The following is a 20,109-nucleotide window of genomic DNA, read 5'->3' as shown; positions in this document are numbered from 1 at the left end:
ATCCATCGTATCGGATATCGAAAACCGCTGATCAATACCCCGGATTCTGGTCAGTTGCGGTAAGGGCGGTGTTGTAATTCAGCTCCGCAACCGGAATGGGCCAGAACAGGTGTTTATCGGCCACGTCTTTTCCGGTGGCGGTTTTGATCACCTCTTTCAGTTTGGCCGTTCCGAGCCGTTTCAGATCGAGCCAGCGTTTGGCTTCGTACTGCGTTTCGTAGCCTCGCTCTTTCAGCACCAGTTCATGAAAGGTCGTCGCGGTATAGTCCGCCAGTTTGAAATCCACGTCCGAAGCCACCGTTGGCACCTTTCCGTAGGCCCGGCGGTGTACCTGATTCAGCGCTTCCATCGCAGCGGCCGTTGGCCCGGTTCCGGCCCGGCTGGCGGCTTCGGCATACAGCAACAAAATATCGGCGTAGCGGTAGATTGGGAAATCATTCCCCGCGCCGTCGCTGGTAGCCGCAACCGGGTCCGAAAACTTCTTGCACAAAATGCTGTTTTTCCCCAGGCCAATGTCCCAGCTATACCAGAAGGCGGTTTTCCGTAAATCTTTTTCGTCCCAGGTTTTCTGCACCGGATTGTTCTGGGTGTCGCTGTAATGCGCATAAAAACCGCCAGCACCGTGGAGTCTCGAACCCGGATGGTGCGCAAACATGGCCAGATACATTCCCTGCCCGCCCTGACGGGTTGCTTTCAGATACCAGATTTCTTCCGTCGAAGTAACGACCGTCGGGCCGAACACCTTGCTGTCAAAATCGGCGGCAACCGTCACCGGTACCAGCGAAAATTTCCCGGATTTGATGATTTCGTCGGCTTTGTCGCGGGCTTCGGCGTACTGGTTCCGGGTAAAATACACTTCGGCCAAAGCCGCCTTGGCCGCCCATTTGGTGGCCCGGCCCACCTGCGTGCCTTTGTCGGGCAGATTGGCTTCGGCTTCTTTTAAATCACTCAGAATCAAGGTATACACTTCTTCGGCGGTGTTGCGCTTGACATTGGGTTCATTGAGCGTCGCTTCGGTGCGGATCGGCACGCCACCCCAGTTGCGAACCAACCAGAAATACGCGAAAGCGCGCAGGTATTTGGCTTCAGCGACATATTTCGTGACGTCGGCCGGGCTGATACTGCTGCCTTTCGGGGCATTCTGAATCACCAGATTGGCATTGCGGATGCAGAGGTAGAACAACCGCCAGCCGTCGTCGGTCCGCGGAATGTTCGTGCTGTTCAGCCCCTGAAAATCGCTCAGCACCTGGTAGCTACCCCGGCCATAACTGTAATCGGTATACGCTTCGAGCTGCGCACCCAACTGCCCCGTGATGCCATTGGTGGCCCGGAGCTGGGCGTATGCCGCATTCACGGCCGCTTCTACTTCACTGGCGGTATTGTAAAACGTCTCCACCGCGACGGCTTTGGGCTTCTCAACCAGCACATCCTCGCAGGATAACAGGCTAAGAATCAGGGGAAGAAATAGTATCTTTTTCATATCTATTTGTGATTGAGCGAATGAGTGATTGAGTGAATTATCCATGCGACAGCCACTCAATCGCTCATTCACTAATTCGCTCAATAAAATTAAAAACCGACCCGCAGGCCAAAGGTGACGGATTTTGAGGTGGGATAGCTGTAGTGGTCGATACCCTGACCGATGGAATTAGCGCCACCCTGCGAGTTGGTTTCCGGGTCCCACCACGAGTATTTCGTGAGGGTCAGCAGGTTCTGCCCACTGGCGTAGACCTGCGCCGTCCGCATCCAGGTGACGCCCATTTTCTGCAAAGGCAGGTTATAAGCCAGTTGAATGTTTCGCAGGCGCAAATACGACCCATCTTCGACAAAGCGGTCGGAATAGTTGTAGCTGTTGGCGCGGGAAATAACCGGGTATTTCGCGGTGGTGTTGGTCGGTGTCCAGTGGTTATACAACACTTCCCGGGGCATGTTCAGCCCAAAACCGTAGTCGAGCGTGTTGTTGATCGAACTGACGTTGACCAGGTTGTTCCCCTGCGTTCCCTGCACGAAAAACGTCAGGTCGAAACCCCGGAACGACATGGCCGAATTAAAACCGTAAATAAAGTCGGGGTTCGGATTGCCGATGATGGTTTTGTCGAGCTGGTTGATCACGTTGTCACCGTTCTGGTCCACATACTTCACCTTACCCTGTTCGGTGTAGCCGTTTTCCACGTACCCATAAAACACGCTCATCGGCTGACCTTCGCGCAGCAGGTTGGCGGCATCGCTGATGAGCGTTACGCCCACACTGCCGCCCAGAATGTCCTGCCCGCCATTCAGTTTGACCACCTTGCTGCGGTTGAAGGAAATATTGCCGTTGACATCCCATTTAAACGCTTTGTCAAAAATTCGAGCTTCCAGTCCAATTTCCAGCCCTTTGTTCTGAATTTCGCCGACGTTCCGAATCGTGCTCGTAAACCCAAAACCGCTCGGTAACTGCACCGTATTGAGCAGGTCGCGGGTGTGTTTGATGTAATAATCGAGGGTCAGGCGGTAGCGGTTGCCCAGAAAACCCGCGTCGATCCCGAAGTCGGTTTGCTCCGTGGTTTCCCACTTCAGGTTGCCGGGCAACTGCGTTCCGGGGGCGAAGGTGTTGTAGAGCGCATCGTCGAACACGGTTTTTCCCGCCGACAGGTTGTTGAGGGTCGCATACGCCCCAATCGCCTGGCTACCCGTCAGGCCCCAGCTCGCCCGCGCCTTCAGGTCGGTAATGAACGGCACATTTTTCATGAACTCTTCTTCCGATACCCGCCAGGCCAGAGCGCCCGAGGGGAAGTAGCCCCATTTGTTGCCTTCGCTGTATTTGGAAGACCCGTCGGCCCGGAAACTGATCGTAGCCAGATACTTATTGTTATAGCTGTAATTCACACGCCCCAGATACGACAGCAACGTACTGAGCGAATAACCCGTCCCCGGAATACCCGGTGTTGCCGCCGAACCCAGATTGGCGGTTTCGGTGATGTCGCTCAGAAAGCCCACGCCCGACGCGTTCAATGATTTGCTCAGAAAATCCTGGTAAGTAAATCCGGCCACTGCCGAAATGCTGTGTTTGACGGCAATAGTTTTGATGTAGCTGATCGTGTTTTCACTCAACAGGCTCATTCCCCGGCTCGTCGACACGCTGGCACTGCCCTGGGAGTTGACAAATTTGGTTGTTGTGTAGGAGTCCGTGCGGTCATCGCTGTTTTCAATACCGCCGGAAATCTTGATGGCCAGGCCGTCGAACGGTTTGAACGTCAGGGCCGCGTTGGCCAGCACCCGGTTGGCATCGACATCATCGGAAGACTGGTAGATGTAATTGAGCGGATTGGTCAACACATTGGAAATGAAGGGATAGGCCGTTGCCAGTACGCGATACGAACCGTCTTCGTTGTACGGTGTCAGGGTTGGCGGGGCCGAAATGGCCGCCGAGATGAGCGAACCGCCCCGGTTGCCGCCCCCCGAATTCTGGCGGCTCGTTGTGATTTTGGTCAGCGTGGCCCCATACGACAGATTGAGTTTCCGGCTGACATCCGACGAGATGTTGGCCCGGAGCGAATACCGTTTGTAGTCACTGCCGATCACAATGCCCTGCTGGTTAAAAATGCTCCCGCCCACCGAATACCGCGTTTTCTCGTTGCCTCCGCTGATGGTCAGGTTGTGCGTCTGCATGGGCGCTTTCCGGAAAATCAGATCCTGCCAGTCGAACCCTTCGCCAAACCCATCGATCTGCGCCTGCGTGAAATACGGCGTCACTTTATCGGTCGTGGCCTGTTCGTTGTAGAACGTCGCATACTCCCGGGCATTCATCAAATCCAGTTTTTTGCGCAGGGTCTGGGTGCTGTAGCTGCCTTCGTAATCCACCTGCATTTTGCCGGATTTGCCCTGTTTGGTCGTAATCAAAACCACGCCGTTGGCCCCCCGCGACCCGTAAATCGCCGTCGCCGAGGCATCTTTCAGAATTTCAATACTTTCAATATCCGTGTTGTTGATGATGGTCGGATTGCTGCCCGAAGTCGGAAAACCGTCCACCACATACAGCGGTTCGTTGCTGCCCTGAATCGAGTTGGTCCCCCGAATCCGGACGCTGATACCGGCCCCCGGCGCCCCCGTGTTCTGCGTCACCTGCACGCCCGGCGCCCGGCCCGACAACGCCTGGAGGACGTTGGTTGCCGGAAACGCGTTCAGCTCTTTGGCCTTCACCTGCGCCAGGGAGCCGGTCAAATCCGACTTCCGGACGGTTCCGTAGCCTACCACGACGACCTCATCCAGTTGCCGGGAATCGACCACCAGAGCGGCATTGACGACCGACTGTTTCCCGACGGCGATTTCCTGTGCCACGTAACCCACCGACGAAATGACCAGCGTTGCATTGGCCTGGTTTGCCAATGTTAGCCGGTAATTTCCTTCCGCATCCGTTGTGGTTCCCGTTGTGGTTCCTTTGAGCGAAACCGACGTACCCGGTAAGGGCGCATTGTCAGCCGCCCCGGTTACCCGGCCCGTTATCACCACCGATTGCGTCCATCCGATCGACGGGATCAACAAAACCGCCAGACAGACACAAAGCCATCTATAAAGGTTTTTTTTCATAGGGTTCAGAATTTTAATTTTTATATTATAAAATCTAATTTTATTTCATTGCAATTCTAATCACAAATCCGGATTCACTCCAAATTATTTTCAGTTTTTTTATAAAAAATAGTGCTTTCAGTCGATTGATGGATTTCGCCGGACACAAAAAAAGGGCCGAAGCCCCGTTTTGCTTCAACACAATTCACTTTAAATCAATCGTTTATTAATCTTCTCAGCCGAATTGCGAAGTGAGGCAATCAGTTGTCTTTTGTCCAATGCCATGTAGCGATATTCGGGCAGGTAGATGCTAAGGCTGGCCACCACCAGGCCATTCTTGTAAATGGGCACTGCCAGTCCCATGACGTGGCGGTTGGCAATGGTTTGCAGGGCCAGTTCTTCCCGGCGAATAAGCGCCAGGGTCTCCAGCAGGTTCGATTCGGACTGAATTTCGGGCCAGGAGTCGCCGGTCGGAAGACCATATTTTGCGATAAACCGCTGCTTCTTTTCGTCGGGGAGCATCGCGATCAAAAGCCGCCCGGAAGCCGAATCGTACACCGGTTTGATGTCGGTCGTACGCACCTGCAAATCCTGTTCAGCGAAGGTCCGATACAATGCAATCCGCTGATTATCTTTAAGAACGGCCAGCAAACAGTTTTCATTGATGAGCAGCGTCAGGGCATCCATCTCTTCGCGGGCGGCTTCCAGCAAGTCTTTCTGGTACGACTTATTCCCCGTTAAATAATACGATTTGGCCCCCAGAATATACCCTTTTTTGGTACCGATCTGCTCGACATACCCCCGGGTTACCAGCGTCTTGAGAATGTTGGCGCAGGTACCGTGGTTCAGACTTAAGCCGTCGGCCAGCTCTGTCAGGGATTTGGGTTTCTCCGGTTCGTTCGCAATTTGCTCCAGCAGGTCAAGCGCGCGGTTAATTACCTGAATCATTTTACATCAATTTTATAATGCAAAATAAATGTAAATTATAACAAACCAAAAATCATCCTGTCTATTCCTTATCAACAGGCCCTTAAAACAAAACTGGCCGGGATCAGAGCTGCTTTTTGCAGCACCAATCCCGGCCAGCGAAATCACGCAATATCGAACCCGGTTACGGCATCGCCGTCGAATACAACTGGTTAAACAGCAGCTTGAACGTTCCCTGCGCCTGGGCGCGGAAGGTAATTTCCGGTCCAAAGGCGTAGAGTTTGCCGGAACCGACGGGAGCCATGAAAGCCGCGACACCATCCTGTAAATAGGCCTGACCCCAGGCCCAGCCACTCCGCAGCGGTTTGTCGGTCGAGAACCACGCCAGCGGTTTTACGGTCCCTTTCGCCACGGCATCCGGCGAGATTTTGAAAACCGGGCTGGCGTCGAAATACACATCGGTTTGCTTCGCCATGCCCCAGGTTGCCTGCTGGGTCGAGTCCAGATCGATCCGGAGAATGCTGCCGGGAATGTAGTATTTTTCGTTCGACAAGGGCCGTTCCTGACCCGCGTTGGTCATTTCGACCAGCGCATTTTTCACCGGCAAACCCAGGTGATAGGCGAGGTTGGTGCTGCTGCCGATGGTGACGACATTGCCGCCCGCTTCCAGAAATTTCCGAAGTTCCGGAATCGATTTTTCGGCGGTAATCTTGCCCAGCCACGGCCGGAATTCGGCGGGCAATTCTTCGGCTTTCGGTTCGCGGCTGGCATAACCGCCACCGCCACCCTGAGAAGCACCACCCGGTCCTGTCGACGGAATGGCGCGGGTTACGAACACGATCACATCGTATTTCTTCTTCAGATCACCCGCGTCGATGTCCTGCGAATACACCACCTGCATCGGAAAATGGTATTGTTCCATGATCCAGCGCACCCAGCCCGACGGCATTGACCCGCCGTAGGCATCCCACAGGGCAATCCGCATCGGGGCCACTTTGACCAGTGCGCCCGTCGGCCGTTTGGCCACGCCAACAACTTCCAGCCCCAATTCTTTGGCCGATTTGTCCAGAATTGACTTCGCTTTGGCTGAAGCCGGAACAAAGAACGTGCCCGCGCCGAGCGACGATTTTCCGCTAACACCGGTTGGTAACCGGAACACCTCAACACCCGATTTCAGCAAATCATTGACCGCAATGAAGGTGTTATTGGCCTGCGCGCTCAGCGCGTAGCCAGCCGCAGCCGTTGCATCGATTTTTCCTTTCGGCGACTGCAATTCGCCATACGGCAGCTTTTTGAACGGCCCGTCGAACCCTTCCAGAATCCGGTCTACTTTGACACCCATCTGGAACGCCAAAGTCCAACCAGCGGCATCGTACGGACGAACCGGCGGGCCACCGGGATACTGAAAATCGTTCGGGTGATCCTGCGGTTCGAACATGTCCAATACGTGGGGTCGGAACGCCTGATCGGTTTTCACGACGTACGAACCCGCCGGGTATTTCCTGCCTGCCACCGTAAAATCAGCCGTGGCTTCCTGAATCTGAATCCCGGTTTTGATGAGGGCATTGACAAACTTGACCGCCGTGGCAAAATCCGGCTGATCGGCCGAAATAATAAAGCCGCGCGGGTCCCGCAGGGCCGGATCTTTCAAAACCGCATCGAAATATTTCACCGGAATTCCACCGCCACGGGGCAGCAAACCGTATTGGTCGGGCGTTGTGGCACTGGCGGCTCCCGGAGCGGCTTTTTTCAAATCCGCCTGGTGCAACTGGTTGATCGCATCGACGCGTTTGGGCGAAAGCGTCCAGTAATCGGTGCTGCCGTGCTCGATGGCGTTTTTGCCCATCTTATAAATGTTGTACAGCAGCTGATCGCCGTGACGGGCCGCGTAATCCAGCGTGGCGTAATTAAGCGAGATCGAATAATCGATCGACTGTTTGAAATGCCATTTCTGGGGCGTCACCGGAAACGGCGTATTGCCGTTGGGAATCAGCCGGTTGGGAACGAGCGGCACATCTTCCGGGGTTGGGTTGCCGATGATTTCCGTCAGCAAACCGATCATGTTGTGGAAGTGCGTCGTGGTGCGCAACCCGCCGTTGTACCAGGTCGAGAAAACCGAACCGCCCAGTCGTGTAAAACCGGGTTTGTTTTCGGAATTCAGCCGGTTGATCATGGCCGCGCCGAGGGCATCGATTCCGGTGATCATCAGCGGCTCGAACACGTAATTGAACGGATCGCGATACGGCGGTCCCGCCAGTACCGAACCCGCCGGGCCGCGCTGGTGGTGGTTGTACATAATTTGCGGCAACCATTCGATAAACAACTGACGGCCAATATTTTGCGACTCTTTCATGTTCATGATGAAAAAGTCGCGGTTGTTGTCGTGACCCGCGTATTTCTGATACAGACGCGGCACATTTTCCAGCAAACGCTTTTCCGGTTTGGGTTCACGCATGTACCAGCTACTGACCAGTTCCTGCCCGTCGGGATTGGCGTGGGTGAGCAGAATCACCACGTTATCCAGAATCCGCAGCGTTTCGGGGTCTTTGCGGCTCACCAGCTGCCAGGCGGTTTCGATCAGTTGCATGGTGCCGACGGTTTCGGTGGCATGCAGGCCGCCATCAATCCAGACCACGGCTTTTCCTTCGGCGGCCATCGCACGGGCCTGCTCATCGCTGATGCCTTCGGCGCGGGCCAGTTTGGTGGAAATTTCCTTGTAGCGGTCGAGTTTTTTGAGGTTTTCGGGTGACGACACGATGATCATGTACTGGTGACGACCCTCTTCCGTCATCCCGATATCGACCAGTTTGGTACGGTCCGAAGCCGCGAGTTTTTTGAAATAGGCTTCGGTTTGGGTGTAGGTGGCGAGTTGGTAGTCGTCACCGATGTTGAAACCGAAATGTTCTTTGGGTGAGGGAATCGTCTGGGCCTGAACAGCGGTCTGGCTCAGAACGAGTAAGAAGAATAAACCTTGTAAAAAATGTCTTCTCATAGGAAATCGGATTAGTTCGTTGGTAAGACGAAATAAGCTAATTTTCTCGTTCTACAAATCAGTTACAAAATATAATTTTATCATTTATAATGATTGCCATATATTTTATGGAGAATTACAGAATATAAAGCCGTTGCGTGGCCCCAAACTCCAAACCAGCTACTCAATCTTCTTCAGCTCCTCCTGGCGGTCTTTGTCCAGACTGACTTTGTCGAAGTCGGCATTGGTATTCAGTTCCACGCTGTATCCCTGAATTTTATCAATCTCGACGGTGAGGTTGTTCGCGGTAAAATCGAAGATGTGACCACCGGCTTTGTGGTCGTCGGTCAGGTAGTGAAAGTGAAAACCGGGGACGTTGACCTTCGCCAGATAGCCCGGCAACAGAAAGCCGATCACCACCCCCCGCGTGTTGGTGAGGTTGAAAAGGTATTGTTCTTTGGCAAGGTGGTCTTTCAGCGACGGATACGGTTTTTTGGCGGCACCGGGGGCGCGGGCCGTCAGTTTCGGGAAGTCACCTTTCATCCGGATGGCGTATAGCTCGTTGGCGGGCAAAGCTGCCATCAGGTCTTTTTCGATCTGGTCGAGCGTGGCTGTCCCCTGGATGGTAAAGGTGGAATCCGCTTTAAAAAACTTCACAAACGCAATCGACGTGCTGTCGGTGTCCGGCATTTCATGAATGCTGCCGTCGGCACTTACTTTGTACACCGTACCCTGATGCACAATCAGTTCGCCGTCTACCCGGTTGAAGGTTCCAATCCCGAAATCGCCTTTGGTTTTCAGTTGCCCCAGCGTCAGATTGCCGTCGAAGACCCCGGCGAGCAGGGCATCGATGATGGAATACTGGTACATAAAATCAGTTGCCGGATTCGTCCTGGCGGTTTCGGCGGGTTGTTGTTGGGTGCAGCCCTGCATTAAAAAAAAAACCACCAAGCAGAATGGTCAGAACGTTGTTTTTAGCCGCAGCGGTTGAGTAAATAGTCATTTGAGGGAGAAAGGGTTATGGTTATTTATGAGGGAGAAAGGGTTATGGTTATTTACCCCCGTAGGGGTTAAACAGCGAAGCGTCGCCGGGCCGCCGGAGCGGTAGATAGGATCCCGATTAATCCGTTCCGCGTGCCGATAGGTACGCAATGATTCACAGGGAAAATGGGGTTGCGTACCTATCGGCACGTAAGCCTGATATTGCATTGTATTCTACCGCTCCGGCAGCCCGGCGACGCTTCGCTGTTAGATCCCTCCGGGATAAGTGGCTTGTATATCGAAATGAACCTAATTCCATTGTCGAAATTGGTTTACCGCTTCGGGCCAACGGAATCATAGACGATCACTTTTTCCCACAGGGCCGAATAGTCCTCCACGAATTTCAGGTGAATGGGGTGCGTCTGGTAAATCTCTTCATCCATCAGGTTATCGAAAAAGCACAGCCACGACACGGCATACGAGCGTTCGATCACGGAACGGGTGGTGGGTGCGGGCGTGCCGATGTGTACCAGTTTGATGGTCGGCACTTTAGCCAGTTTATTCAACCCTTCCATTAATTTGGCTTTATCGGCCTCGCTGCCCGGATTTTTCAGGTAAAAATAAACGTGATGGACAAACAGCTCTTTCGGTGCGCTGCCTGATAAACCCAGACCGAGTCCGGCCCCGACACTGCTTTTGACAAAGGCTCTGCGTGATTGTTCTTTCATAAAAATGTCGTCCGCTCATGGCGGTTTCTGAAAAAATAGAATGGGTTAAACCACAAAAATGAACAAGATTCTCCGCATTGCTGCCGGGGATTGTCGATTTCTGAAAAATACTTTCCCCGACCGAAAACCGCCCAAACCCCAGCTTATTCCGGGCAGATCGTTGGGGTCGGTTAAAATCCGTTACTTTTGCAGGATGGAAACCAATCTAGACCTTGCTCCCCTGCTTTCGAACCTGGGAATTGAAGCCTTTAACCCCATGCAGCGGGAAGCCCGGGAAGCGGTTGTGGCCGAGAAAGCGGTTTTGTTGCTGGCGCCGACCGGTTCCGGGAAGACCCTCGCTTTTTTGTTACCAATTCTGCAACTTCTTAAACCGGAGCAAAAAACAGTCCAATGTCTGATTCTGGCACCTTCGCGCGAACTGGCGTTGCAGATTGAGCAGGTCTGGAAAAAAATGGGGACGGGTTTCAAAGTCAACGTCTGCTACGGCGGGCATCCGATGGCGACCGAAATTCAGAATCTGAGTACGCCACCCGCCGTATTGATTGGAACACCGGGCCGCATTGCCGACCACATCGACCGCAAAACGGTCGACCTCGACGGCATTCATACGCTGGTGCTGGATGAATTCGACAAGTCGCTGGAACTCGGTTTTCACGACCAGATGTCCTACATCATCGGCGGCTTGCGGAATCTTCAAAAGCGGGTGCTGGTTTCGGCCACGTCAGGCATATCCATTCCGGAGTTTACGGGTGTGCGTTCTCCGGTCAAACTCGATTTTATTCCCGACGATGACCGCGACAAAAGCCTGACGACCAAAATTGTTATTTCGGAAGAAAAAGACAAAGTCGATACGCTGTTTCGCTTGCTCTGCGCACTGGATTCGGAAGCGGCTTTGATCTTTTGTAACCACCGCGATGCCGCCGAGCGCACCAGTGCCATCCTGAACGAAATGGGCATTGTTTCGACGTTCTACCACGGCGGCATGGAGCAGGACGACCGCGAACGCGCCCTGATCCAGTTTCGCAACGGCAGTGTCAGTTACCTCATTACGACCGACCTGGCCGCCCGGGGACTGGACATTCCCGAGATGAAATTCGTCATTCACTACCACCTGCCGCTGCACGAACACGAGTTTCTGCACCGTAACGGCCGGACGGCCCGGATGCACGCTTCAGGAACCGCCTACATTCTGCTGCACCGGAATGAAGAACGACCCCGCTATCTGCCCGAATCGCTCGATGAGTTTGTTATTCCGGCCAACCAGCCACTGCCCAATCCCCCCCAATTCCAGACGATTTACGTCAGTGGCGGCAAGAAAAATAAACTCAACAAAATCGACATTGTCGGTTTTTTCTCCCAAAAAGGCGGACTCGAAAAAGGCGATCTGGGCCTGATCGAAGTGAAAGACTTCATCTCCTTCGCAGCCGTCCGAAAGTCCAAAGTCAAGGAGTTGCTGGCGAAGATCAAGGACGAAAAAATGAAAGGGAAAAAGTATAAGATTGAAGTGGCGAGGTAGTTTTGACAAGACAAGAGAGGTGAGACAAGAGAATAAAAACCGTCTCTCTATACTCTTGTCTCACCTCTCTTGTCTTTACTTCTTTTTCGTAAAATCCAGGTCGTGGAAGTCGTAGCTAAAATCTGTTAAGGGCGAAATGGCTTTCATTTTCATCGAAACCGGTTTTCCTTCATAATCCAGACCAAACATCACAAACGCATCCGCTTCCAGACTCCGGTCGTTCCATTTGACCACGAACGTATTGCCTTTATAATGGAACAGTTCGCCGGTTAATCGCGGAGACCGCTTTGAGACAAACAGGAGTCTCAGGTTATCCGGCACAATGGAAACGTCACCCAGCCACTTGTCGTGATAGGTGCCGGTGTAAAAATGAATCGGCGGTTTTGACGCGGTACTCTCCTTTTCAGCCGCAACGGTTTTCCAAACCTCGTCGGTTACTTTGTCGGCACTGGCGGTATTTTCGCGCAGCCGGTCGCTGTATTCCTTCACCCGATCGGTGCCGGTGATTCCGAAATAACTGTCCAGAATCTGGTTGGTAATGGCCGTGAAAGCCGCCCCGGATTGCTGGTTGGTCAGCACGATGATGCCCAGTTTTAGTTCCGGTATTAGCATCACCTGCGTCACCATACCGGGCAAACCGCCGGTGTGCGAAATCTGCTTGTAGCCCTTGGCATCATTCAGTCGCCAGCCCAAACCGTAGGAACTGAAATGGGTGTTGTAGGGTCCGGGATTGCGCACCGGAATAATGGTTTGGGGCGACCACATGTCGTCCTGCACCTTCGGGCTGAACAGGGTTTTGCTCAAACCGTCGCCGTATTTTCCGCCATTGAGTTGCATGATCACCCATTTGCTCAGGTCGTTGATGCTGCTGTTGATGCCGCCCGCCGAATTCCCGACGTCCAGCCGACCGCGCCTGACCGTCCGCAGTTTGCCCTCGATCACGGCGTGGGCGTCGATGACATTCGATTTATTTTTGAGCCGGGAAAACGACGCTGCGCTGTTCTCCATCTGGAGCGGTTTCATGATCCGGGTTTCCACAAATTCCTCCCAGCTCAGGCCCGACGCCCGCTTCACCACCTCACCCGCCACCATATACAGGAGATTGTCATAATCGTATTTGGTCCGAAAACCGGACGTCTGTTTCAGATACCGCAGGTTATGAATCACGTCTTTCAACTGAAAATCGCTGGAATCGGGAAAGAACATCAAATCCCCGGCGCCGAGACCGAGGCCACTCCGGTGGGTCAGTAAATCGCGAATCGTAAAATCCTCGGTAACGTACGCATTGTAGAGCCGGAACTCCGGGATGTAGTCGATCACCTTGTCGTCCCAGCTCAGTTTGCCCTCATCGACCAGAATGCCGAGCGTTGCCGCCGTAAACGCCTTGCTGTTGGAAGCAATGCCGAATAATGTATTGGCATCGACCTTCTGTGTGGAATGCATGGACCGGACGCCGTAGCCTTTTGAATGAATTACCTTTCCATCTTTTACTATGGCGACGGCAATGCCCGGCACCTCGAAGGTTTTCAGTGTATTTTCAACCAGTTGATCGATTTGGGGCGCGGTGATGACCTGCGCGAAAGCCGGTTTTACACTCAGGAAACTGACCAGCAAAAGGCCGATGAAGTGGATTGGTGTTCTCATAAAGGGTATTTTGATGGGTTTTTAAAGATACACAGTTCGCGCCGATTAATTATTCATCCCTCCAGCAAACCATTCATCGATCCGTTTTACCGCCGGAGTACTATGCATAGCAAGGTAGCGATTTTCGCCGTTGTTTTGACCCATCGAAACGGCGAATCACAAGCTGCCGCAGAAAACAACCGATACGAAACACAACACAAAAACAACAAATACCATGAAATCACTCATCGCTTCCGCTTTCCTCGCTTTAACCATTGCCACGACGTCATCCAGCTTTGCAGCTGATCACAAAGAAACCGCCAAGACGCAATCTACCTACCAATCAGTCGTTTATCCGGTAGTCAACACGTCGAAAATTCGGGTGAATGTCAATAAGGACAAAAATGCCAAAATCAATGTTACGCTGAAAAACGAAACCGGTGAGATCCTGGCTTCTGAAAGATTGGGCAAAGGACACGAATCGTCGGCCATTCGCTTTGACCTGAACCAACTGCAGGATGGTATTTATCAGGTTGAAATTTCGGATGGCAATACCAAACAGGTGAAAGAAGTAAAGTTGCAGACCTCATCACCAACGGTGACTACAGAACGTCACATCGCCATGAACTAAGACCCGAAATCTTCGGGTGGTAAACGAAAGAAGCCGGCTTTTCAGCCGGCTTCTTTCGTTTTTAATAGTCCTTCTCTCATTTGCCACCGGGCCGGGAAGGGCGCACCTCAATCTTGCTGGGGAGCGTCCGGGCGGGCATCCGAATCAGGTCGGCGACGATCTGGCCGATGTCTTCCGGCTGAATTTTCCAGGCGTCTTTTTCACTCGGCTCGTGGTTGTTGAAATACGAAGCCACTGAACCGGGCATGATGGTCGTCACCTTGATGCCTTCGCTGCGCAGGTCGAGCATCAGCGCCTGGGAAAAGCCGACCAGCCCGAACTTGCTGGCGTTGTAGGCCGTGCCGTTTTCGAAAAAGTTGGTACCGGCCAGGCTCGAAATCGTGATAAAATAGCCTTCCGATTTTTTCAACTCGTCCAGGGTGGCCTTGATGGAATTGAAAACGCCGGTCAGGTTGATGTCGATGGTTTCCTGCCACTGTTCGGAGGTCAGCTCCTGAATCGGCGCAAAATGACCCACCCCCGCGTTGGCGATCACATAATCCAGCCGACCCCACTGCTGGGTGATGGCATCGACGGCGCGTTGCTGCGACACCAGATCGCGGACGTCGGCGGCAATGCCCAGCGCAAAACCGTCCTTGATTTTGTTGAGCGATGCGGCCGCTTCCTCGGCCGCTTCCTGTGAGCGGCTGGTGATGGCCACCCGGATTCCTTCGTTGATCAATACTTCGGCAATGCCGTATCCAATGCCTTTCGATCCGCCGGTAACGAGGGCGGTTTTGATGATTTCTGCCATACTGCTAAAAATAAAATTGAGTCGTTGACGCTTCGCGAAGCTGATGAGATAACCGTGCGTTTTACCGGAAAGTTTGGTTTATCTCAGTAACCGGTGTCAAGATCATGCTTTTGGAGGGGTGACCTAAACCCTGTTCCATGAAATTCCTTTTTCTTATTAGTGCCCTTTTATTGACCACCCACACCGCCTTCTCCCAAACCATCCCTTCCAAAGTCTATTCCTGGGAGAACGCGCCGGTGGTCAAAAAAGACGGCGTGATCGATCGAACGATTGTGGAAGGCACCACGCGGGATTTCAATGATTTCTCCGTCCACGGCATCACGCTTCCCCCCAACCGAGCCCCGCAACCCGCCCAAACGCTGGACGACGAGATTCTGATCATCGTCAAAACCGGGGAACTGACCGTTTCGCTCGGGAGCCGGATCAAAACCGTAGGTCCCGGCAGCGTGGTGCTGATCATGCCCGGCGATGCCCACCGGCTTGAAAACAAAAGCACTACGCCCGTCACGTATCACCTCATGCGATACACGTCGAAAGAAGTACCGGATCTGGATTTAGAGCAAATGAAAGGCCAATCGTTCTGGGTCGACTGGAAGGATGTGGCATATCAACCCAACGCCAAAGGCGGTCGACGCAATATCTTCGACCGCGCAACAGTCATGTGCAAACGGTTTGAAATGCACGTTACGACGCTCAATGAAGGCTTGTGGAGCCATCCGCCCCACACCCACCGGGCCGCCGAAATCCTGCTCCTGATTGAAAACACCGCCCAGGAAAGCATTGATGGCGTGATGCAATCGGCGAAAGTGGGCGATATCATTTTCCTGGAATCCAACGTTCCCCACGGCATTTTGAATACCACCAAAGGTTCGTGTACGTATTTTGCGTTTCAGTTTGAGTAGTGGTCAAATTGACGGTTAATATCATTTAAAATCCCTTCTCGATTTTAAATATGCCCCATGAGGGGCAAAACAGCACAGCGTCGGTAGTATAGGAAGACTGTTTTTCCCTCGCGTGCCGTGAGGTACGCGACCCTCGAATTTCTGTGAATGGTTGCGTGCCTGACGGCACGCGGAAATAACCAATCATCTATTCTACCGACGCTACGCTGTTTAATCCCTACGGGATATTGGGATGGGAGGGCTGTCCTTTTCTACCGACGCTGCGCTGTTTAATCCCTACGGGACAACTAACGCTCTTAATTGAATAAACCCCTCACCACCTTCCGCAAAATCGCCACACTCTGTTCCAACTCGGTTTCGGTGCTGGACGCGAACCCCAGCCGGGTGCTGTTCAGCGCTTTTCCGGGCGGATTGTGCGCCAATCCATCCGAAAAGGTCAACCCTTCCGCCTTGGCTTTTTGAGCAAGTTGGGCGAGATCGATGGTTGGATCGAAGATCGCCCAAACCGCCAGACCGCCTTCCGGTTTGTCATATTGCACATGATCCGGTAACGCACTGGTTAGCAACGAACAGAAGTGGTTACAGCGTGAGAGATAAGTCTGGTGGGCCTTTTTTAAATGCCGTCGCATGTCGCCGTTTCGGAACAGTTGACCGATTGCAAATTCCAGCATCGCGTCGCCCTGCCGGTCGATGATGCGTCGCAGGCGGGCCAGTTCATCGATGACGGTTTCGGAGGCCACCACGTAGCCGATCCGAAAAGCCGGGGCCACCGATTTCGACAGCGAACCGATGTACACCACCATGCCATTCGGGTCGGCGCTGGCCAGGGGTAAAATCGGTCGGCGGAGGTAATGAAATTCGTAGTCGTAATCATCTTCCAGGATCACAAAACCGTATTGCTGACTCAGTTGCAACAGCCGGAGCCGCCGGTCGGGCGGCAAAGTGACCGTGGTCGGATAATGGTGGTGGGGCGTCACATACACCAGCCGAACCGGGCGACGCTGGCAAAGCTCCGCGAGGGCGTCCACATCCATGCCGTGCTGGTCGACGGGAACGGTCAGCAATTCGGCCCCGGCCTGCTGAAAATTCATATTGGCTCCCGACCAGTTGGTTTCACCCACCACCGCCGTCTGACCCGGTTTCAGCAGCAGTGTACTGGCCAGGTGAATGCCCATCATGCTGCCGCGCGAAATCAGAATGTTGTCGGCGGTTGTTCGCAACGCCCGGGTTTCGTTCAGGAAAACCGATAATTCTTCCCGCAGAAGCCGGTTGCCTTTCGGATCGCCGTAGCCAAAATGCTGCTGCGGATTTCCCCAGCGAAAATAGCTCCGGTACGCGCGGGCCAGTTCCTCCATCGGGGCCAGCCGGATGTCCGGAAAACCGTCGTCCAGCCGCAGGCCGTCTCCCATCAACAACAACGAACGAACCAGGTGCGGCCTGGATTCGAATTGAAAACCGGGTTCCCGGCGGTTTCGCTGCTCATCAACCTCTTTGCCAAGGGTTTGCGGCCGAACCAGCGGCAACGAATCGACCACAAACGTACCGCTGCCCGCCCGCGATTCGAGCCAGCCTTCCGCCAGCAATTCATCGTAGGCTGCAATGATCGTTTTGCGGTGAAGCTGAAGCAGCTCGGCCAACTGCCGCGTTCCCGGCAACTTCTGCCCGGTTTTTAATACGCCATCGCCGATCAGCCGCCGGAGCTGTTCGGCCAGTTGCAGGTAGACCGAGGCTTCGGCGGATTTATCAACGGCAATCAGGGTCTTGAAAGGCGGCATACCGGACTACTTATTTTTGAAAAACCGGACGACATAGATAGTCCGGTAAAGGTGCAAATTTGCAGGACAACTCACAATTTTAAATCGTTTACGGTTTTCAGTATTTGGTTTACGGTGGCTGACGCGCTCTTATCATGCGCCAGCCACCGTAAACCAAATACTGAAAACCGTAAACCAACTTAACACATGCAAACCCCGCGTACAACACCCAGCCGCTCAGCAAAACGGGCTCATTATGAGGCCGAAACGATTTATTCCATTCTCGATGAAGCCCTCTACTGCACCATCAGTTATGCCATTGATGGACAGCCGGGATCAATTCCAACGGCTCACGCCCGGCTGGACAACCGGCTGCTGATTCACGGATCGGTGGGCAGTCATTTTATTCGGGAAGTCGAAAAAGGAATTCCGGTTTGCATTTCCGTGACGCTGCTCGACGGCCTGGTGCTGGCCAAATCGGGGTTCAGCCACTCGGTCAATTACCGCTCCGTCATCATTTTTGCCACCGCCGAAAAAGTGGAAGACTATGCCCAAAAAGTGGAAGCGTTGGCCCTGATTACCAATAAATTGATCCCAAACCGCTGGGATGATTTACGGAAAGAAACGGAAAGTGAAATCCGGAAAACAACGGTTTTGTCATTCTCACTGGACGAAGCCTCCGCCAAAATCCGGACGGGCGGCCCTAAGGACGAACCGGAAGATCTGGCGTTGCCAATCTGGTCGGGCGTCATTCCGCTGGAAACCGTTCGTCGGGCGGCTATTCCCGATGAATCGAGCGTGGCTTTACCCCTGCCTCCCTATCTGCAGTAAGAACAGCGTATAACGACATTACGAATGAACATTGTTTTTTTAAGAGTAGGAATTTTACATTCTTACGTTTAACAGGAGTCCGGAAGCTATCGTCCGGGCTCCTGTTGTATGAAGACCAGTGGAAATGCGTCGGCCGGAATGGACTTGCTGTTTTGGGAGCAGCTCAAGACCGGGAACGAAACCGGTTTGCGGAAATTGATCGACAAGTATTTCAACGCTCTGCAGAACTATGGCTACAAATTTCTGCGGGATGAAGACTTCGTCAAGGACTGTGTTCAGGAGGTGTTCATCGAAATCTGGAACCGGCGCGAACGCGTGGCGGTCCCCGACAGCGTCCGGGCCTATCTGCTCAGTTCCGTCCGCAAGCGGGTATTGCGCGAGGGTTACCGGCAGCGCATCAACCGGGACGATGAGCCGACGGATCTCGAAAATGACCTGAATTTCGTGGAATTTTCGCCGGAATGGTCGGTTATCGAACAGGAAAGCCTGGCCGAAACCACCAAACGGATTGCCGATTCACTGAATCAACTGCCCAAACGGCAGCGTGAAGTGATTTACCTCCGCTATTACCAAAACCTCGAACGCGACGAAATTGCCGAGATCATGGGCGTCAACCCGCAGTCGGTTTCCAATCTGTTGCAGGCCGCCTTCAAAACCTTCCGCGACAACTGGGTCGGTTTTATCCTCTTTATCGACCTGATCAAAACCAGCACTTTTTAAATAAACGAACACGGGCGGGTATCCAACCGAATCATCCGCCATCTGTTCATAGCATGAACGCTTACCACCATGAGGACGCCCGATTATCGAAACTACAGCGTTGACGATTTGACGCGGGACGAGTACTTCCGGCATTGGGTCATCGACCGCAACGCCCAAAGTGGCGCGTTCTGGTCGGAATGGCTGGCCGAAAATCCGGATTGCACCGACAAAGTGCAGGTAGCCCGGGCTTTTTTGCAGGCGCTGGAGGAGAAAAATACCGCCTTACAACCGGCCGAACTGGATCAGATTTTTAATAATATCGTTCAATCCAATCAGTCGAGCGTCGTTCCGTTGTGGCAAACCACGGTTTTTCGGGTGGCGGCTTCCCTCCTGCTTTTTATTGGTTTGGGTTATCTGGCGTTCACCTATGCCGTCAAATCCGATGCGCGCCGACAGGCCGATACCCGGCTGTCGTCCCTTGAAAACCTCAGCCCTGCCCTGGCGAGTGATTACACCGAAACCGTCAACGAAAGTGCCGAACCCCGGACGTTTGTGCTCCACGACAGCAGCACGGTGGTTCTATATCCCAAAGGGACGCTGCGGTATCCGAATCGTTTTTCGGCCACCAAACGGGAAGTTTACCTGAGCGGGCGGGCGTTTTTTTCGGTTAAGAAAAATCCAAAAATGCCGTTTTGGGTATATACCGATCAGATTTCGACGCAGGTGTTAGGAACCAGTTTTCAGATTACGACGGGCGAAACCAACGCCAAAGTGGAGGTTCGGTCGGGCCGGGTGTCGGTCTACATGCGGAAAGATGTGGAGAAAGAACAGCCCGCCCGCAAGAACGAGTCAGTCGGCATGGTGCTGACGCCCAACCAGCAGGTGGTGTTCTCGACGACCGAAAAACGCCTGGTGAAATCCGTTGTCGAGCAACCGATCACGCTTCAGAAGGTCACCAAAGAGGCTTACATTTTTGAAGAAGCACCGGTTTCGGAGGTGTTTTCGTTGCTGGAAAAAACCTACGGGCTGACGTTCATTTACGATGCGGCCAACCTGAAAGACTGTTACCTGACGGCCAATCTGGCCGGTGAATCGCTGTTTGAAAAACTCAATCTGATCTGCAAAATTACCCGCTCGTCCTACGAAATGGTAGACGGGCAGATCGTTATTCACAGCGAAGGGTGTGAAAATAACTAGTTATA

At 53.2% G+C, this 20,109-nt stretch carries 16 protein-coding genes; 6 read left to right on the top strand and 10 right to left on the bottom strand.

The annotated features are described in order from the left end of the window. Nucleotides 1-31 precede the first annotated feature (31 nt). From FH871_RS12445 to FH871_RS12420, 7 genes are all read right to left on the bottom strand, one after another. The gene (locus FH871_RS12445; protein ID WP_138991754.1) at nucleotides 32-1,480 is read right to left on the bottom strand and encodes a RagB/SusD family nutrient uptake outer membrane protein; all 1,449 of its coding nucleotides are present in this window, start codon (nucleotides 1,478-1,480) and stop codon (nucleotides 32-34) included. Between the two features lie 89 nt (nucleotides 1,481-1,569). Then, the gene (locus tag FH871_RS12440) at nucleotides 1,570-4,569 is read right to left on the bottom strand and encodes a TonB-dependent receptor (protein ID WP_138991753.1); all 3,000 of its coding nucleotides are present in this window, start codon (nucleotides 4,567-4,569) and stop codon (nucleotides 1,570-1,572) included. 189 nt (nucleotides 4,570-4,758) lie between these two features. Further along, on the bottom strand, nucleotides 4,759-5,496 hold the full coding sequence (locus FH871_RS12435) for an IclR family transcriptional regulator (protein WP_138991752.1): 738 nt from the start codon (nucleotides 5,494-5,496) through the stop codon (nucleotides 4,759-4,761). Between the two features lie 163 nt (nucleotides 5,497-5,659). Beyond that, nucleotides 5,660-8,467, bottom strand: a complete 2,808-nt coding sequence (locus FH871_RS12430) for a M14 metallopeptidase family protein (RefSeq protein ID WP_138991751.1) — start codon at nucleotides 8,465-8,467, stop codon at nucleotides 5,660-5,662. A 159-nt stretch (nucleotides 8,468-8,626) separates the two neighbouring features. Continuing rightward, complete coding sequence (gene budA, locus FH871_RS12425) at nucleotides 8,627-9,316, bottom strand: acetolactate decarboxylase (RefSeq protein ID WP_229317249.1); 690 nt, start codon at nucleotides 9,314-9,316, stop codon at nucleotides 8,627-8,629. A 4-nt stretch (nucleotides 9,317-9,320) separates the two neighbouring features. Beyond that, entirely contained in the window at nucleotides 9,321-9,449 is a 129-nt protein-coding gene (locus tag FH871_RS33985; RefSeq protein ID WP_255516903.1) for a hypothetical protein, read from the bottom strand. A gap of 310 nt (nucleotides 9,450-9,759) precedes the next feature. Then, the gene (locus FH871_RS12420) at nucleotides 9,760-10,155 is read right to left on the bottom strand and encodes a Dabb family protein (RefSeq protein WP_138991750.1); all 396 of its coding nucleotides are present in this window, start codon (nucleotides 10,153-10,155) and stop codon (nucleotides 9,760-9,762) included. 193 nt (nucleotides 10,156-10,348) lie between these two features. Between FH871_RS12420 and FH871_RS12415 the strand changes: the two genes are divergently transcribed. Beyond that, nucleotides 10,349-11,671 (top strand): DEAD/DEAH box helicase, encoded by a 1,323-nt coding sequence (locus FH871_RS12415; protein WP_212768222.1) that lies wholly within the window; start codon nucleotides 10,349-10,351, stop codon nucleotides 11,669-11,671. 75 nt (nucleotides 11,672-11,746) lie between these two features. Here the strand turns inward: FH871_RS12415 and FH871_RS12410 are convergent, their stop codons facing one another. Then, nucleotides 11,747-13,315, bottom strand: a complete 1,569-nt coding sequence (locus FH871_RS12410; RefSeq protein WP_138991749.1) for a serine hydrolase — start codon at nucleotides 13,313-13,315, stop codon at nucleotides 11,747-11,749. Nucleotides 13,316-13,529: 214 nt separating this feature from the next. On the opposite strand from FH871_RS12410, the gene FH871_RS12405 reads away from it, so the two are divergent. Beyond that, nucleotides 13,530-13,925: a T9SS type A sorting domain-containing protein gene (locus tag FH871_RS12405; protein ID WP_138991748.1), complete on the top strand. Its 396-nt coding sequence runs from the start codon at nucleotides 13,530-13,532 to the stop codon at nucleotides 13,923-13,925. Nucleotides 13,926-14,001: 76 nt separating this feature from the next. On the opposite strand, the gene FH871_RS12400 is transcribed toward FH871_RS12405, so the two are convergent. Then, nucleotides 14,002-14,718: an SDR family oxidoreductase gene (locus FH871_RS12400; RefSeq protein ID WP_138991747.1), complete on the bottom strand. Its 717-nt coding sequence runs from the start codon at nucleotides 14,716-14,718 to the stop codon at nucleotides 14,002-14,004. A 137-nt stretch (nucleotides 14,719-14,855) separates the two neighbouring features. Between FH871_RS12400 and FH871_RS12395 the strand changes: the two genes are divergently transcribed. Beyond that, nucleotides 14,856-15,620, top strand: coding sequence for a cupin domain-containing protein (locus FH871_RS12395; protein ID WP_138991746.1), 765 nt, complete (start codon nucleotides 14,856-14,858; stop codon nucleotides 15,618-15,620). A gap of 296 nt (nucleotides 15,621-15,916) precedes the next feature. On the opposite strand, the gene FH871_RS12390 is transcribed toward FH871_RS12395, so the two are convergent. Further along, nucleotides 15,917-17,395, bottom strand: a complete 1,479-nt coding sequence (locus FH871_RS12390) for a PLP-dependent aminotransferase family protein (protein ID WP_138991745.1) — start codon at nucleotides 17,393-17,395, stop codon at nucleotides 15,917-15,919. 186 nt (nucleotides 17,396-17,581) lie between these two features. On the opposite strand from FH871_RS12390, the gene FH871_RS12385 reads away from it, so the two are divergent. The 3 genes from FH871_RS12385 to FH871_RS12375 all read left to right on the top strand — a co-directional run bounded on the left by FH871_RS12385 (nucleotide 17,582) and on the right by FH871_RS12375 (nucleotide 20,104). Further along, nucleotides 17,582-18,205: a pyridoxamine 5'-phosphate oxidase family protein gene (locus FH871_RS12385; RefSeq protein ID WP_138991744.1), complete on the top strand. Its 624-nt coding sequence runs from the start codon at nucleotides 17,582-17,584 to the stop codon at nucleotides 18,203-18,205. A 108-nt stretch (nucleotides 18,206-18,313) separates the two neighbouring features. Further along, nucleotides 18,314-18,925, top strand: a complete 612-nt coding sequence (locus FH871_RS12380) for an RNA polymerase sigma factor (protein ID WP_138991743.1) — start codon at nucleotides 18,314-18,316, stop codon at nucleotides 18,923-18,925. Nucleotides 18,926-18,994: 69 nt separating this feature from the next. Next, nucleotides 18,995-20,104 carry a FecR family protein gene (locus FH871_RS12375; RefSeq protein WP_138991742.1) on the top strand — a complete coding sequence of 370 codons (1,110 nt, stop codon included), beginning with the start codon at nucleotides 18,995-18,997 and terminating at the stop codon, nucleotides 20,102-20,104. Nucleotides 20,105-20,109 lie beyond the last annotated feature (5 nt).

Origin of the sequence: Larkinella sp. C7 (genome assembly GCF_006149005.1) — a bacterium.
Classification (GTDB): domain Bacteria; phylum Bacteroidota; class Bacteroidia; order Cytophagales; family Spirosomataceae; genus Larkinella.
This window is presented reverse-complemented; position numbering and strand designations above follow the sequence as displayed.

Bases quoted from the DNA above. Each gene is read 5' to 3' on its own strand.
- FH871_RS12435 (WP_138991752.1), bottom strand. From the start codon at position 5,496: ATGATTCAGGTAATTAACCGCGCGCTTGACCTGCTGGAGCAAATTGCG.
- FH871_RS12380 (WP_138991743.1), top strand. From the start codon at position 18,314: ATGAAGACCAGTGGAAATGCGTCGGCCGGAATGGACTTGCTGTTTTGG.
- FH871_RS12445 (WP_138991754.1), bottom strand. From the start codon at position 1,480: ATGAAAAAGATACTATTTCTTCCCCTGATTCTTAGCCTGTTATCCTGC.
- FH871_RS12400 (WP_138991747.1), bottom strand. From the start codon at position 14,718: ATGGCAGAAATCATCAAAACCGCCCTCGTTACCGGCGGATCGAAAGGC.
- FH871_RS12420 (WP_138991750.1), bottom strand. From the start codon at position 10,155: ATGAAAGAACAATCACGCAGAGCCTTTGTCAAAAGCAGTGTCGGGGCC.
- FH871_RS12430 (WP_138991751.1), bottom strand. From the start codon at position 8,467: ATGAGAAGACATTTTTTACAAGGTTTATTCTTCTTACTCGTTCTGAGC.
- FH871_RS12410 (WP_138991749.1), bottom strand. From the start codon at position 13,315: ATGAGAACACCAATCCACTTCATCGGCCTTTTGCTGGTCAGTTTCCTG.
- budA (WP_229317249.1), bottom strand. From the start codon at position 9,316: ATGTACCAGTATTCCATCATCGATGCCCTGCTCGCCGGGGTCTTCGAC.
- FH871_RS12385 (WP_138991744.1), top strand. From the start codon at position 17,582: ATGCAAACCCCGCGTACAACACCCAGCCGCTCAGCAAAACGGGCTCAT.
- FH871_RS12395 (WP_138991746.1), top strand. From the start codon at position 14,856: ATGAAATTCCTTTTTCTTATTAGTGCCCTTTTATTGACCACCCACACC.
- FH871_RS12405 (WP_138991748.1), top strand. From the start codon at position 13,530: ATGAAATCACTCATCGCTTCCGCTTTCCTCGCTTTAACCATTGCCACG.
- FH871_RS33985 (WP_255516903.1), bottom strand. From the start codon at position 9,449: ATGACTATTTACTCAACCGCTGCGGCTAAAAACAACGTTCTGACCATT.
- FH871_RS12440 (WP_138991753.1), bottom strand. From the start codon at position 4,569: ATGAAAAAAAACCTTTATAGATGGCTTTGTGTCTGTCTGGCGGTTTTG.
- FH871_RS12390 (WP_138991745.1), bottom strand. From the start codon at position 17,395: ATGCCGCCTTTCAAGACCCTGATTGCCGTTGATAAATCCGCCGAAGCC.
- FH871_RS12415 (WP_212768222.1), top strand. From the start codon at position 10,349: ATGGAAACCAATCTAGACCTTGCTCCCCTGCTTTCGAACCTGGGAATT.
- FH871_RS12375 (WP_138991742.1), top strand. From the start codon at position 18,995: ATGAGGACGCCCGATTATCGAAACTACAGCGTTGACGATTTGACGCGG.